Genomic DNA, 14,866 nt, shown 5'->3' with positions numbered 1-14,866 from the left:
CCCGAACGAGATCGTGACGTTGAACGACAAGGCCGAGTGGACAGGTTTTGATGTGGCGGGCGAGCGGCTCCACCGTCTCGATGTCGCGCCTCTGCTGGGGACGGATTTCCGGCGCCTGCCGCATGTGCTGCGGATCCTGTTCGAGAATGCGATGCGCTCGGCGCCCGCGGAGGAGACGGCGCATCTGCCGCAGGCCTTTCGCGATTGGCTCGATGAAGGCTCCAGTCTCGTCGAAATCCCGTTCCTGCCGAACCGGATCATGATGCATGACACGACCTGCGGGCCGGCGCTGGTCGATATCGCGGCGATGCGCGACGTGCTTGCCGAGAACGGGCGAGACCCCGACCTGCTGATGCCGCGTATTCCGGTCGATGTCTCGACGGATCACTCCTCAGGTGTGGATTTCTTCGGCCGGCCGGACGCCTTCCAGCGCAATCTGGAGAAGGAGTTCGGACGCAACGCCGAGCGCTACCGCCTGATGAAATGGGCTGCCGCGGCCATGCCGGGCATCCGGGTGCATCCGCCGGGGTCGGGCATCATGCACACGATCAATCTGGAGCGGCTGTCGCGGGTCGTCGTCAGTGAGATGCATCAGGGCGAGCGCCGTGCCTTCCCGGACGCGCTGCTGGGAACCGACAGCCATACGCCGATGGTCAACGGGCTGGGCGTGCTCGGCTGGGGCGTTGGCGGGCTTGAAGCCGAGGGGGCGCTGTTCGGCGTCCCCGTCGTCCTGCGCATTCCCGATGTGATCGGCGTGAAGCTCACCGGCCGGTTGCGCGATGGCGTGCTGGCGACCGACCTCGCTCTGGAAGTGACGCGCGCGTTGCGGGCCATCGGCGTCACCGGGGATTTCGTCGAATTCTTCGGCTCGGGCGTATCGACGTTGTCGGTCGGCGAGCGCGCGGCAATCGCCAACATGGCGCCGGAATACGGGGCATCGACCGGGTATTTCCCGATCGACGACCGCGCGCTGACCTATCTCGCGCGGATCGGCCAGCCCCCGAAGGACCGCGCTCTGGTCGAGGCTTACGCCCGGGCGAGCGGGCTCTGGTTCGATCCCGTAGCCGAGCCGCGCTTCACGCGTGTGATCACCGTTGATCTCGACGCGATCGAGGCCAGCGTCGCCGGGCCGCGTCGCCCACAGGACCGGCTCCCCGCCGGCTCGACCCGTTCGGCCTTCACGCCGGCTCTGGCATCTGCGCGTGAAGGTGCTCTTCCCAATGGCGCCGTCGTGATCGCTGCGATCACGAGCTGCACCAATACATCCGATGCCAGCATGCTGGCCGCGGCCGGCGTCCTCGCGCGCAAGGCCCGCGCTCGTGGCTTGCAGCCGCCGGACTACGTCAAGACCTCGCTGGCGCCGGGATCGCCGACGGCGGAGCGCTTCCTGCGCCGTGCCGGGCTGCTCGACGATCTCGAAGGGCTCGGTTTCGGCATCGTCGGCTATGGCTGCACGACCTGCATCGGTAATTCCGGGGCATTGCTCGATGTCGTCCAGAACGAGCTCGGCCGGGAGGGTTTTCGTCCGGTCGCGGTCCTGTCCGGCAACCGCAATTTTCCCGGCCGCGTCCATCCCGATCTCGAAAACGGTTTCCTGGCATCGCCACCGCTGGTCATCGCCTTCGCGCTCGCCGGCACGGTCGATATCGACATCACGCGCGATCCGCTCGGCTTCGATGCCGAGGGCAAGCCGGTGATGCTCGGCGAAATCTGGCCGACGGGCGCGGAGATCGACGACGCCGTGACGACTGGCTGGGACGTGGCCGATTTCGATGCCGCCTACCGCGAGGCGGCGACCCGCCCGCTCTGGGTCGAGCTCGAAGCGCCGGACGGGCCGCGTTTCCCCTGGGAGCCTGGCTCGACCTATCTGCGCCGGCCGCCCTTCGTCCGGCCGCAAGGATTGCCCCCGGCAAAGGGCCATGCCCGGCCGCTACTGGTGCTGGGCGACGACGTCACCACCGACCATATCTCGCCAGCCAACCAGATCCGCCCGGACAGCGCGGCCGGCCGGCACATCATCGCTGAAGGAGGCGATCCCGCCGATCTCAACGTCTTCGCCTCAAGGCGCGGCAATTTCGAGGTGATGATCCGCGGCGCCTTCACCAATCGGATGGCGGTCAACCGCCTGCTGCCGGCCGATGCGCCGGCTGGCTTCACGCGGCACGAGCCCTCCGGCGAGATCGTGTCGCTGACGGAAGCGGCCGGACGCTATGCGAACGAGAAGGTGCCGCTCGTGCTGGTGGCGGGCGAGCGCTACGGCATGGGCTCGTCGCGGGACTGGGCGGCCAAGGCCGTGGCGCTGCTCGGCGTCCGCGCCGTGATCGCGGCGAGCATCGAGCGCATCCATCGTACGAACCTGATCGGCATGGGCATCCTGCCGCTCCTGCTGCCGGAAGGCGTCCATTCCGATGCGCTGGCCATAGGCTCGGCCGATCTTTTCGCGATCGACCTTGGCCCGGATCGGCTGGCGCCGCGCTGCGCGGTGCGGCTGACGATCATCCGCCCGTCTGGCGAGACCGTACCGATCACCCTGCGCGCCGCGATCGAGACCTCGCTGGAGATCACGCTGCTGAAATCGGGCGGGCTGATCCCGCATGTCCTCGCCGGGCTTCTCAGCAGCCGATCACCTTGAACTCGACGCGGCGGTCGAGCGCGTCGCTGGCGTCGTCCTTGCCGGTTCCGACGAGATTCTCGCGGAAGCCGCGGCCGGTCGCGATCATGCGGCCGCGATTGTCGGGCGCACCGGTCAGCAGCAGATCCATGACGAATTGCGCGCGCAAGGCGGACAGCCGGTCGTTCACCTGCGGCAAGCCGGTATGCGAGGTATGGCCGACGATTTCCAGGCAGGCGCCTTTCTGGCGCGAGCGCGTTGCGATCTGGCTCAGCCACATCGGGTAGGGTTCGGTGATCTGGCGGTCATCGACGAATTGCGTGGTGCCCGGCTTGAACAGCAATTTCACCATTAGCCGGTCGGATGCGAGGCCGTAATCGATCAGGTCGCCGAAGGCGTCGACCATGTCCTCGCGCCGGGCGAGCTTGCTGGCGGCGAGATAGGTGCCGATCCGGACGCGGTGCTGCTCGCCACCCGGTAGCTTGCGCGCCGTCCGGTAGAAGGCGAGGGCCTCGCGAAAATGCTGGGTCTCATAGGCGAGGATGCCGTCATTGATCAGCGCATTGGCGGTAAGTTTCTCGATATAGCCGGGATCGATCGGGTCGCCGAGCTTCGTGCCCTGGCAGGTCTTGATATAGGCGTCGGTCGCCTGGTCCTTCGCCCAGAGGGGAGAGTCCCGGTAATAGGGTGTCGGCGTCGTGTCGACGCCTTCCGTGCGGGCGCGCGTGACGCCCTTGGAGACGATGCTGTTGGATTTGAGATCGGCCAGCGTTAGGCAGATCCGGTAGGCATCGCGCGGCCCATCGGCGGCGCCCTGGTTGTTCACGGCGGTGAAGGTGCCGACCAGCACTACCGGCTTGCCGGCAAGCGCCTCGCTGTCGAAGGGGAGGACGGTGAAGCGCGGATAGTTCGTCCGCACCAGCTCCATCAAGGTCGCCTGCATCGAGCGTGTTGCGGTGGATTGTGCGCCCGAGGCTGCGTCGATCAGCGGGTCGATGACCAGCTCGACCTTGTCGCCGGACACCGCCGCCTTGGTGAAGAGATCATCGGCCGCCTTGCGCAGCGCCTCGGCGAAGGGCGTGGGGGTCGGTGGCGGCGGCGCGGTCTGGGCGCCGGTCGATGTCGCGCCCGCCAGCAGGGCGAGGCCGATCATCGCGATCTTGCAGCGGACCAGGCCCGTCATGCCTCACCTCTTCGGTTTCGGCCGGGCTCCATGCCGCGGCCAGCTTGCATCAGCGGCACTGCCGCAATTGTTCGCGCGCCGCGGGTGTCAGGTCGCCGAGCTGCGCGCGCATCAGGAGTTCGGCGCATTCACCGGAGGCGCGGCCCCGCGGCGCAACGTCCGGCGCGCGGGGTGCGGCGCCCGGCAGGGCGACGGGCTGCGTTGAACGGCTCGGCACCGCAGGGGCGCCGAGCCGCGCCGCCATGGCCTGCTCGACAGTCCGGCGCTCCTCGGCGAGGCGCTGTTTCTCGGCTTCGATCGCGGCAAGCTCGGATTCGCGGCGGGCGAGCTCGTCGGCGAGGCGCGCGCGCTCTGCCTTGTCCTGGGCGCGTGGCGCGGGCTGAGCAGGGGCAGCCGCGACAGGCGTGGAGCCCGGAGCCGGCACGGGCGGCGGGACGCCGACGGCATCGCCGATATCCTTGCGGGCGAGATCGTCGGCGGCCTGACGCCTGCCTTGCTCCGCCTTCTCGAGACGCTGGAGCAGGGCGCGCTCGCGCTCGGCGAATTCGCGCACCAGCTTGTCGCGCTCGCTCGAGACCGAGGAGCGGCCTTCGAGCAGGTCGAGCCGCGTGCGGGCGTCGATGACGAAGAAGCTCTGCGGATAGCGCTGGATGAAGGCCTGCAAGGCCGTGGTGTCGTCGCTGGCGCGGATGCGGCGCCAGATATCGGCATCCGTCTCCTCGCGGTTGAGGTAGAAATCGCCGAGCAGGGACAGCGACAGCTCCGGCGTCTGCCGCCCGGCGGTCGTGTCGTAGACGCTCTTCTGCACGCGGCGGAACAGCGCCGCGACTTCGAGGCCAGGCTGATCGATCTCCCGCACGAGCGCGGCGGTGAAGGGGCTGTTGCGGCCGGCGCCGTCGGCTGCGACATCGTTGGCCTGCGTCGCATAGGCGATGACCATGCCCTGCGCGCGCTGGACTGGGGCGAGACCGGAGCCGACCGAGAAGCCGCGCGTCGCCTGGCGCTTGGCGAGCAACCCGACGAAGGGGTTGTTGCGGCAGGCGTCGAGCACCATGATCTTGACGCCCTTGGCATAGTTCAGGGCGGTGACGACGTCGTTGAGCCGGGTCGTCTCATACTGGACGCCGACTTCGTCCTCGACTTTGGCCTCCACGGGTACGAGATAGTTCTCGCCGTTGAACTGGAAGCCGTGGCCGGCGAAATAGAACATCGCGGCATCGGCATCCTGCGCCAGCCGGGCGAAGCGCGTCAGCGCCGCATCCATGCCGCGCTTGTCGAGATCGATGCCGTCGACCACCTCGAAGCCGACCTTGCGCAGGGCGACCACCATGTCGCGCGCATCGTTCACGGTGTTGGGCAGCACGGGGGCGTTGCGGTAGCTGGAATTGCCGATGACCAGCGCGACGCGGCGCTCGGGCGGCGTCTCGGCCAGGGCGAGGCCGGACAGCAGCACGAGGAACAGGCCGCAGAGTCGCGCGACGAGGGTCATGGATCACGTTCCTAGAGGCTGCCGGCAGCCTCTACGTCATGCTAATGCATGACCCCGGCCATCTCCAGAACAAAGCATAGTCATCACCGAAACGGGATGGTGTTTTGCTTGAAGGTGTCAGTCGGCGCTGGTAGCCTCCGTCCCATCTTCTCGCGGAAGGAAGACGCTGATGCTTCGTATCGCGCCGGCGCTTCTCCTGTTGGCTCTGGCCGTGGCGATGCCTCTTGCCGGAGCAGCGGCGCAGGAGCGCGCCCGGCAGCGCAGCACGGCCCCGGCAACGGCCCGCCTTTCCTTCGTCGGCCTCGCCGACAAGGCCCAGGTTCCCGCCAAGCTTACGGTGCGTTTCGTGATCTCCGGCATGGAGGTCGTCCCGGCCGGGCAGGCGGCGCGCAATGGCGGACATCACCATCTGTTGATCGACACCGAATTGCCGCCGCTCGACCAGCCGATCCCCAGCGATTTCAACCATATCCATTTCGGCGGCGGCCGGACCGAGGCCGAGATCGCGCTGACGCCGGGCAAGCATACGCTGCAACTGCTCTTCGCCGACCACAACCATGTGCCGCATGATCCGCCCATCATGTCCGAGCGCATCACGGTCGAGGTTCCGGCAACGCCGGCCGAGAAGCCGCGCTCGGTCGCCGCGCCAGGCGCGCGCGTCTTCTTCATCGACCTGCAGGACGGCGCGACGATCCCGAGCCACGCCAGGATCCGCTTCGGGGCGGAAGGCATCACCGTGACGCCGGCCGGAACCAGCAGTCCGAATGGCGGGCACCACCATCTCCTCGTCGATACCGAGCTGCCGGCGCTCGATCGCGAGATTCCCAGCGACTTCAACCATCTGCATTTCGGGAGGGGGCAGACCGAGGCCGAAATCTCGCTGCCGCCGGGCGAACACACCTTGCAATTGCTGATGGGCGATCACGAGCATGTGCCGCATGATCCGCCGGTGGTCTCGCCGCGCATCCGGGTTCGCGTCGTCGGCGAGGCGCAGGCTTCGGTCGCCGCTCCTTCCCCGCCGCATGCCCATGGTCCCGGCCGCGCCCGCACGGCGTCGCCCAACGATGCCGCGGTCTATTTCGTCTATCCCAGGGACGGCGACCCGATCTATCCGACCTCGACGATCCGCTTCGGCCTGCGCAACATGGGCGTGGCGCCGGCCGGCGTCGCCAAGCCGAATACCGGCCATCACCACCTGCTGGTCGATACCGAGCCGCCAGCCTTCGGCGAGCCGATCCCGGCCGACCTCAACCATATCCATCTCGGCGGCGGCCAGACCGAATACAAGCTGACGCTGCCGAACGGGCGGCACACGCTGCAACTGCTGCTCGCCGACGAGAACCATGTGCCGCATGATCCGCCGGTGATCTCGGAGCGCATCACGGTGATCGTCGCGCCGGGCGGCCCGCATGCGAGGAGGCGCCGGTGATCTCGCAAGCCCGCATCGCAGCAGCCGGCCTTTTCGCATTGGCGATCTGGCATGCGGCTCTCCCGGGGGCCGCGGCGCAGACGCCGGCGCGCCAGCCGGCCCCGCCGGGCGCGCAGGTCTATTTCCATTATCCGGTCGATGGCCTGAGCGTGCCCGAGCGTTTCACCGTACGCATCGGCCTGCGCGGCATGGGCGTCGCGCCGGCCGGCGTCGATCATGCGCGGACGGGGCATCATCATCTGCTGATCGACACCGATCCCGGACCGCCCGACCAGCCGATCCCGTCCGACTACAACAACATCCATCTCGGCAACGGCCAGACCGAGGTGGTGGTGACGTTGCCCAAGGGCCGGCACACCCTGCAATTGCTGCTCGGCGACCACAATCATACGCCGCATAATCCGCCCGTGATGTCGCCGAAGATCACGGTCAATGTCCGCTAGCCGGAAAGGAAACCGTCTGCCGATGGCCTGGTTGCGCGTCCTGATTGCCGTTCTCATGCTGCCGCTGCTGGCCGTGCCCGGCTTCGCACAGCAGCCGGGGGAGGTCGCGCGTATCGCCCTCGTCATCGCCAACGAGGCCTATCCGGAGGCCGCGATCGCCGGCGTCGCCCAGCAGGGCAGGGCCGTCGCCGAGACCTTGAGCGCCGGCGGCTTCGATGTCGTTGCCGTCGAGAATGCCGACCGCAATGCGCTGCGGCAGGCGATCGCCGGCTTCGCCAGCAAGCTCAGGCGTGGCGCGCAGGTCGTGGTGTTCTACAGCGGCCATACCACCCAGCAGCGCAACCGCAATTTCCTGCTTCCGGTGCAGAACGGAACTGAGGGTGCGGTCGATCTCGACGAGATCGTCGATCCGCTGATCATCGCAAGGCCGACCAGTGCCCTGATCTTCCTCGATGCCGGCCGCGACAATCCCTGGCAGGGCAACGCCAAGGGGCTGCTGCCGCTCGAGCCGATGGAAGGCATTGCCGTGCTGTTCCCGACTGCGCCCGGCAAGGCCCTGCCGGCCGGCCCCGACCGCGCTGGCGAGGCCTGGCTGAAGGCGATCCGGACGCCGGGGCTGGAGATGGCGCAGGCCGTGAAGCAGGTGCGGGACACGGTCTCGCGCGAGACCCGGCGGAGCCAGCAGGCCTGGCTCTCGGCGGAGCCGCCGAAGGGGCTCGTCGTCACATCCGTCGCCCGGCCGGTTGCCGTGGCGCAAGGCAGCCGCGCTGTGATCCCGCCGCCGCAGACGCCGGGCGTCACCCAGGATGCCGCTTACGACCTCGCCTTCTGGGAATCGATCCGCAACAGCAGGAGCGCGGCGGAATATCGCGCCTATCTCGATGCCTACCCGAACGGGCGCTTCGCCTCGCTCGCCCGCACGCGCGAGCAGGAATATCGCGCCGGTCCGGCCGCGCCGGCTTCCACCGCCGTTGCTGTCGCCACGCCGCCGGCCTCGCCCCAGCCTGCCGCCGGTGCGCCGCAGCGCGACTGCACGGGCTGTCCGGAACTGGTCGCGATCCCCGCCGGCAGCTTCCAGATGGGCTCGAACGATCTCTACGAGTTCGAGAAGCCGGTGCATCCGGTGAGCGTCCGCGGCTTCTATCTCGGAGCCCGCGAGGTGACCTTCGAGGAATGGGACCTGTGCATCGACCAGGGCGGCTGCAACCACCGGCCTGATGATCGCGGGCTCGGTCGCGGCAAGCGACCGGTCACCGATATCCACTGGAACGATGCCAATGCCTATCTCGCCTGGCTGTCGGCGCGGAGCGGCAAGCCCTACCGCCTGCCGACGGAGAGCGAATGGGAATATGCCGCGCGTGCCGGCACGGCGACGACCTATCCCTGGGGCCAGACCCTGGTGAAGGAGCGGGCCAATTGCCTCGGCTGCAACGACCAGAAGCGCGGCAGCGCCACTGCGGCCGGCCAGTTTCCGGCCAATGCCTTCGGACTCTACGACATGGCCGGCAATGCGGCCGAATGGATCGCCGATTGCTGGAGCGAGAATTATCGCAGCGCGCCCCGAGACGGCAGCGCCTATACCGTTGGGGGCTGCCGTGAGCGGGTGCTGCGCGGCGGCTCGTTCAACAACGATCCGCGCTATCTGCGTTCAGCCGCGCGCTTCAAATACGAGGCCGATGTGCGCTTCTACACCAACGGCTTCCGCGTCGCGCGCGATCGCTAGGCTATCGGTTCCTCCCGGAATTGCAGGGTCGGCATGCGTGCCGCCTGCCTTGAAGCCTGCCCCCTCCCGCCGGCAATAAGGACCGGGAAGCAATCAGGAAGGGGAGGCCGACATGGCCAAGGAATTCACCGGCAAGCGCGTCATCGTCATGGGCGGCAGCCGCGGCATCGGCCGCTCGATCGCGCTCGGCTTTGCCGCGGGTGGGGCGGCCGTCTCGATCTGCGCGCGCAGCGCCGGGCCGCTGGAGGCGACGCGCAAGGAGATCGAGGCACTCGGCGTCGCCGCTCATGCGGGAACCGTCGACCTCGCCGATGCCGGCCAGATCGAGGCCTATGTTCCGCAAGCTGTGAAGGCGCTGGGCGGGCTCGATATCCTCGTCAACAACGCCTCGGGCTTCGGCCAGACCGACGACGAGGAGGGCTGGGCCGCCTCGCTCAGCGTCGACATGATGGCGGTGGTGCGCGGCAGCCATGCGGCGATCCCGCATCTCCAGCCGGGTTCCTCGATCGTCAACATCTCGTCGATCTCGGCTCTGCGGGCGTCCTCGCGCTCGGCGCCCTATGGCGCGATCAAGGCGGCGGTGATGCACTATACCGGCAGCCAGGCGAAGATGCTGGCGCGCAAGGGCATCCGGGTGAACTGCGTCGCGCCGGGCTCGATCGAGTTCCCCGGCGGCTCCTGGGAGAACCGGAAGACCTCCAATCCCGAACTCTACAACGCGACGTTGGCGTCCATTGCGTTCGGGCGGATGGGGAAACCCGAAGAAGTCGCCGAGGTCGTGCTCTTCCTGGCTTCGGCCAAGGCGAGCTGGGTCACCGGCCAGAGCATCGTCGTCGATGGCGGGCAGCTCGTCGGGCCTTGAGCCTGATCAGAGCCGCCTAGGCCTCGGCTGCGGCAACTCAGGCGCCGGCCGCCGTCGCAACATTGGCCTGGTCCTTGCCCTCGAAGCTCGCCATCGCGGCGGCGACACCGCCGCTGCGATGGGGCACGCCGGCCGCCGACAGACCGAGCTCGACACCGGAGAGCGCGCCCAGCAGGCTGAGCTCGTTGCATTCGCCGAGATGGCCGATGCGGAAGACCTTGCCGGCGACCTTGCCGAGGCCGGAGCCGAGCGAGATATTGTATTTTTCCAGCGCCACCTTGCGGAAGCGGTCGGCGTCATGGCTCGGCGGCATCAGCACGGCGGTGAGGACGGGCGACTGCTCGGCCGGGTTCTGGCAGAGCACTTCGAGCCCCCAGGCCTTGACTGCGGCGCGGCAGGCTGCCGCGAGACGCTCGTGGCGGGCGAAAACGTTATCGAGCCCCTCCTCCTGCAGCATCGCAAGCGCTTCCTTGAGCCCGTAGAGCAGGTTCGTCGCGGGCGTGTAGGGAAAGAAGCCGTTGGCGTTGATCTTCACCATCTCCTGCCAGTCCCAATAGGAGCGCGGCAGTGTGTTGGTCTTCGATGCTGCCAGCGCCTTTTCCGAGATGGCGTTGAAGCCGAGGCCGGGCGGCAGCATCAGCCCCTTCTGCGAACCGGAGACGGTGACGTCGACCTGCCATTCGTCGTGGCGGTAATCGACGGAGGCGAGCGAGGAGATGGTGTCGACCATGAACAGGGCCGGGTGGCCGGCGGCATCGATCGCCTTGCGGATCTCGGCGATGCGGCTGGTCGCGCCGGTCGAGGTTTCGTTATGGACGACCATCACCGCCTTGATCCGGCGCCCCTTGTCCTCGGCAAGCGTCGCCTCGATCGCGGCCGGATCGGCGCCATGGCGCCAGTCGCCGGGAGTGAACACGACCTCGATGCCGAAGCGCGTGGCGATCTGCTTCCAGAGCGTGGCGAAATGGCCGGTCTCGGCCATCAGCACGGTGTCGCCGGGGGAGAGCGTGTTGACGATCGCCGCTTCCCAGGCACCGGTGCCGGAGGAGGGATAGATCACGACCGGCTGCTTCGTCTTGAAGACCGTCTTGCTGCCTTCCAGGACGTGCCTGCCGAGCGCGGCGAATTCGGCGCTGCGGTGGTCGATGATCGGCATCGCGATCGCCCGCAGGATGCGGTCCGGGATCGGGCTCGGACCGGGAATATGGAGGAAATGGCGGCCCTGCATGGTGTTCTTACCCTCGTTCGGCATTCGGCCTGCGGTGCACGGTCGCCGGCTTCATCTTGCCTTCGCTTTTTTGAAGATCAAACCCGGAATCCTCCCCGGCCGAGCCGGGGTGCCATGCGTGAATGGTCATGTCGGGACCCTTGTCGAGCTGGTCCTACTCCTGCTCTTCTGCGGAGCGGTGGGCGCCCTGATCGCGACTCTGCGCGAGCGCGCCACCTGAGACGGCCGAGGCTGCGGAATGAACCAGACGGCACTTCCCCGTTCGCATAGCCGCAATCTCGGCTTCGAGCGCCGGCTTGCTGGGGCGCTGGAGGGCGAAGTCCGCTTCGATGCCTTCACCCGCGGGCGCTACGCCACCGACGCCTCGATCTACCAGATCCTGCCGCAAGGCGTGGCCTTCCCGAAGAGCGAGGCCGATATCGCGGCGGCGCTGACGATCGCGGCCGAGCATGGCGTTCCGGTGATTGCGCGCGGCGGCGGCACCTCGCAGAACGGCCAGCCGATCGGCGACGGGCTCGTGCTCGACATGAGCCGGCATTTCAACGCGATCCGCGACTACGATCCGGCCGCGCGCACGGTCTGCGTTGCGCCCGGCATCGTGCTGGAAGCGCTCAACACGCATGTGAAGAAGCACGGGCTGTTCTTCCCGGTCGAGCCCTCGACGGCGAGCCGCTGCACCATCGGCGGCATGACCGGCAACAACTCGTCGGGCGCGCGCTCGCTGCGCTACGGCAAGATGGTCGATAATGTCCTCGCGCTGAAGGCGATGTTCCATGACGGCGAGCCCTTCGCGCTGGGCGAGGGCGCCGTTCGCGACAATGCCTCGCCGCGCGCCCGCGACCTGATGACGGGGATGCTGGCGCTTGCCGGGCAGCATCGCGAGGCGATCGAGGCGATCTTTCCGAAGGTTCAGCGGCGCGTCGGCGGCTATAATCTCGACGAATTGATCGTGCCGCGGCCGAACCTGTCGCACCTGCTCGTCGGCTCGGAAGGCACGCTCGCGATCACCACGGAAGCGACGCTGAAGCTCTCGCCGCTGCCGCAGCATCGCGTCATGGGCGTCTGCCATTTCCCTGCTTTCCGTGCGGCGATGGAGACGACGCAGCATATCGTCGGGCTCGGGCCTGTCGCGGTCGAGCTCGTCGACAACAACGTGCTGGTCTTAGGCGCCGATATCCCGCTCTTCGTGCGCACGCTCGCCGATATCACTAGGGGCCGGCCGAACTGCCTGCTGCTGGTCGAGTTTGCCGGTGACGATCTCGCCGATCTCAGGCGCTACCTGAAGCGGCTCGACCAGTGCATGGCCGATCACGGCTTCCCCGATGCCGTGGTGGAGGTGATCGAGCCGGCCCGGCAGAAGCCGGTCTGGGATGTCCGTGAGGCCTGCCTCAACATCATGATGTCGATGAAGGGCGACGGGAAGCCGGTCTCCTTCATCGAGGACTGCGCAGTGCCGCTGGAGCATCTCGCCGATTATACCGACGCGGTGACGGCCGTGTTCGAGAAGCACGGCACGCGCGGCACATGGTACGCCCATGCCTCGGTCGGCTGCCTGCATGTGCGCCCGATCCTGAACATGAAGACGGAGGCCGGCGTGAAGGCGATGCGCGGCATCGCCGAGGAAGCCTGCGATCTCGTCCGCCGCTTCAAGGGTTCGTTCTCGGGCGAGCATGGCGACGGCATCTCGCGCTCGGATTTCGTCGAGCCGATGTTCGGAGCGCCGCTGACCCGCGCCTTCGAAGCGGTGAAGGACGGGTTCGATCCAGACAACAAGCTGAACCCCGGCAAGATCGTCCGCTCCTACCATATGGACGATCGCGACCTGATGCGCTTCGCGCCGGGCTATGCCACGCCGGTCCCTGCCCGAACGGCGCTCGACTGGTCCGACTGGGGCGGCTTCGGCGGCGCCGTCGAGATGTGCAACAATAACGGCACCTGCCGGAAGATGGCGGGCGGGACGATGTGCCCGTCCTGGCGCGCGACGCAGGACGAGCAGCATGTGACGCGCGGCCGGGCCAATACGCTCCGGCTCGCGATTTCCGGCCAGCTCGGCCCCGATGCCTTCACCTCGGCGGAGATGAAGGAGACGCTCGATCTCTGCGTCTCCTGCAAGGGCTGCAAGCGTGATTGCCCGACCGGCGTCGACATGGCCCGGATGAAGGTCGAGTTCCTGCACCACTACCATGCGAAGCACGGCCTGCCGCTGAAGGAGCGCCTGATCGCCTTCCTGCCGCGCTATGCGCCCTTCGCAGCGAAGCTCGCGCCGCTGATGAACCTGCGCGACCGGATTCCGCTGCTGGCGAGGCTCAGCGAAAGCTGGCTCGGCTTCTCGGCGCGGCGTTCCCTTCCGGTCTGGCGCAAGCCCTGGCGCGAGATTGCAGCGCCCGCGGACCCCTCGGCGGTCAAGGGCGATGGCCGCGACATCGTGCTCTTCGGCGACACCTTCAACCGCTATTTCGAGCGCGAGAACCTGGAGGCGGCACAGCGCGTTCTGGAAGCGGGCGGCTACCGTCTGCATCGCGTCGCGGCGCAGGATGGTGGCCGGCCGCTGTGTTGCGGGCGCACCTTCCTCTCGGCCGGATTGGTCGATGAGGCGCGGGCGGAGGCGCGGCGGACTGTCGATGCGCTCGCGCCCTTCGTGGCGAAGGGCGCGCGGGTCGTCGGTCTCGAACCCTCCTGCCTGATGAGCTTCCGCGACGAGTTCGCGGCCATGTTGCCCAAGGCAGAAGTCGAGCCTTTGGCCAAGGCTGCACTGCTGATTGAGGAATTGCTGGCGGCGGACATGGCGGCCGGCAGGACCAGCCTGCCGCTACGCGATCAAGGCGGGCGCGTCGCGCATCTGCACGGGCATTGCCACCAGAAGGCGTTCGACGCGATGGGGGCGGTCGAGAAGACGCTGCGGGCCGTGCCGGGGCTCGAGGTCAAGCCGATCGAGTCGAGCTGCTGCGGCATGTCCGGCGCCTTCGGCTATGGCGCCAAGACGATCGACGTTTCGCTGGCGATGGGCGAACTCTCGCTCCTGCCGGCGGTACGCAAGGCCGGCCGCGACGATCTTGTGGTCGCCGACGGTACGAGCTGCCGCCACCAGATCCATGACGGCGCGCAGCGCGAGGCCGTGCATGTCGTCAGGGTGCTGGATTCGGCGCTCAGGCCATGAAGAAGGCCGCTGCCATCCCGAGCCCGATCAGCGTGATGAAGATGCGCAACGCCCGCATGTTGGTGATGCGCCGCGCGAGATGGGCCCCGACGAAGCCGCCGAGCGCGCAGGAGACGCCGAGAACCAGTGCCGAGCGCCAGTCGATCAGCCCCGCGGCGGCATAGGTCGCGACGGAAACCGCCGACAGGATCGCCGACATCAGGCTCTTCAGCCCGTTCATCTCGTGGAGGTTGGTCAGGCCGACGAAGCCGAAGGCGGCGAGGAGCATGATGCCGAGGCCGCCGTTGAAGTAGCCGCCATAGATCGAGACCGCGAGCAAGAGCAGCAGGGCCGGCAGCTTCGGCAGGCCGCCGCCGTTGCGCAGCACGCGGCGCACCAGGGCCGGGCCGGCGGCGAAGATCAGGGTCGCGCCGAGCAGCAGCCAGGGCACCAGCGTCGAGAAGGTCTCCTTCGGCGTGACCAGCAGCAGGAGCGCGCCCAGCAATCCGCCGAGAGCGGCCATCGCGATCGTCCAGGAGAGGCTGATCGGCCCGCTCGCGCGGATGTCCTTCCGGAAGCCCCAGGCGCCGCCGATATAGCCGGGCAACGCGGCAAGCGTCGCCGTGGCGTTGGCCATGATCGGCGGCACGCCGATCCAGACAAGGGCGGGGAAGGAGAGGAAGGTGCCGCCGCCGGCGACGGAATTCAGCGCTCCGGCAGCCAGGCCCGCGACGACCAAGACGATGTTCGATTCCATGAGAC

General features: G+C 68.0%; 10 protein-coding genes. 6 read left to right on the top strand and 4 right to left on the bottom strand.

Translation table 11 applies throughout. The features are described 5' to 3' along the window. Positions 1-19: 19 nt before the first annotated feature. Entirely contained in the window at positions 20-2,632 is a 2,613-nt protein-coding gene (acnA, locus tag ACFJGT_RS21770; RefSeq protein ID WP_377849039.1) for an aconitate hydratase AcnA, read from the top strand. Here the strand turns inward: acnA and ACFJGT_RS21765 are convergent. Continuing rightward, the gene (locus tag ACFJGT_RS21765; protein WP_377842319.1) at positions 2,613-3,794 is read right to left on the bottom strand and encodes an OmpA family protein; all 1,182 of its coding nucleotides are present in this window, start codon (positions 3,792-3,794) and stop codon (positions 2,613-2,615) included. The two genes, acnA and ACFJGT_RS21765, sit on opposite strands and share 20 nt — an antisense overlap. 49 nt (positions 3,795-3,843) lie before the next feature. Further along, positions 3,844-5,283 (bottom strand): caspase family protein, encoded by a 1,440-nt coding sequence (locus ACFJGT_RS21760; RefSeq protein ID WP_377842316.1) that lies wholly within the window; start codon positions 5,281-5,283, stop codon positions 3,844-3,846. 169 nt (positions 5,284-5,452) lie between these two features. Here ACFJGT_RS21760 and ACFJGT_RS21755 point away from each other — a divergent pair, with 169 nt between their 5' ends. The 4 genes from ACFJGT_RS21755 to ACFJGT_RS21740 all read left to right on the top strand — a co-directional run bounded on the left by ACFJGT_RS21755 (position 5,453) and on the right by ACFJGT_RS21740 (position 9,740). Then, a complete protein-coding gene (locus ACFJGT_RS21755) occupies positions 5,453-6,712 on the top strand; it encodes a DUF4399 domain-containing protein (RefSeq protein WP_377842313.1) in 1,260 nt (419 codons plus the stop codon). Next, on the top strand, positions 6,709-7,155 hold the full coding sequence (locus ACFJGT_RS21750) for a DUF4399 domain-containing protein (RefSeq protein ID WP_377842310.1): 447 nt from the start codon (positions 6,709-6,711) through the stop codon (positions 7,153-7,155). The genes ACFJGT_RS21755 and ACFJGT_RS21750 overlap by 4 nt, the downstream gene beginning before the upstream one ends. A gap of 22 nt (positions 7,156-7,177) precedes the next feature. Then, a complete protein-coding gene (locus ACFJGT_RS21745; RefSeq protein WP_377842307.1) occupies positions 7,178-8,878 on the top strand; it encodes an SUMF1/EgtB/PvdO family nonheme iron enzyme in 1,701 nt (566 codons plus the stop codon). Between the two features lie 112 nt (positions 8,879-8,990). Next, positions 8,991-9,740, top strand: a complete 750-nt coding sequence (locus ACFJGT_RS21740) for an SDR family NAD(P)-dependent oxidoreductase (protein ID WP_377842303.1) — start codon at positions 8,991-8,993, stop codon at positions 9,738-9,740. A gap of 37 nt (positions 9,741-9,777) precedes the next feature. Here the strand turns inward: ACFJGT_RS21740 and ACFJGT_RS21735 are convergent, their stop codons facing one another. Then, a complete protein-coding gene (locus ACFJGT_RS21735) occupies positions 9,778-10,992 on the bottom strand; it encodes a pyridoxal-phosphate-dependent aminotransferase family protein (protein WP_377842299.1) in 1,215 nt (404 codons plus the stop codon). Positions 10,993-11,206: 214 nt separating this feature from the next. Between ACFJGT_RS21735 and ACFJGT_RS21730 the strand changes: the two genes are divergently transcribed. Further along, positions 11,207-14,125 carry an FAD-binding and (Fe-S)-binding domain-containing protein gene (locus ACFJGT_RS21730; RefSeq protein ID WP_377842296.1) on the top strand — a complete coding sequence of 973 codons (2,919 nt, stop codon included), beginning with the start codon at positions 11,207-11,209 and terminating at the stop codon, positions 14,123-14,125. Here the strand turns inward: ACFJGT_RS21730 and ACFJGT_RS21725 are convergent. After that, positions 14,115-14,861, bottom strand: coding sequence for a sulfite exporter TauE/SafE family protein (locus ACFJGT_RS21725; protein WP_377842293.1), 747 nt, complete (start codon positions 14,859-14,861; stop codon positions 14,115-14,117). The two genes, ACFJGT_RS21730 and ACFJGT_RS21725, sit on opposite strands and share 11 nt — an antisense overlap. Positions 14,862-14,866 lie beyond the last annotated feature (5 nt).

The organism is Allobosea sp. UC22_33, assembly GCF_042700715.1.
Classification (GTDB): domain Bacteria; phylum Pseudomonadota; class Alphaproteobacteria; order Rhizobiales; family Beijerinckiaceae; genus Allobosea.
The sequence above is the reverse complement of the archived record's forward strand: the minus strand, read 5'-3'. Positions and strand labels throughout refer to the sequence as shown.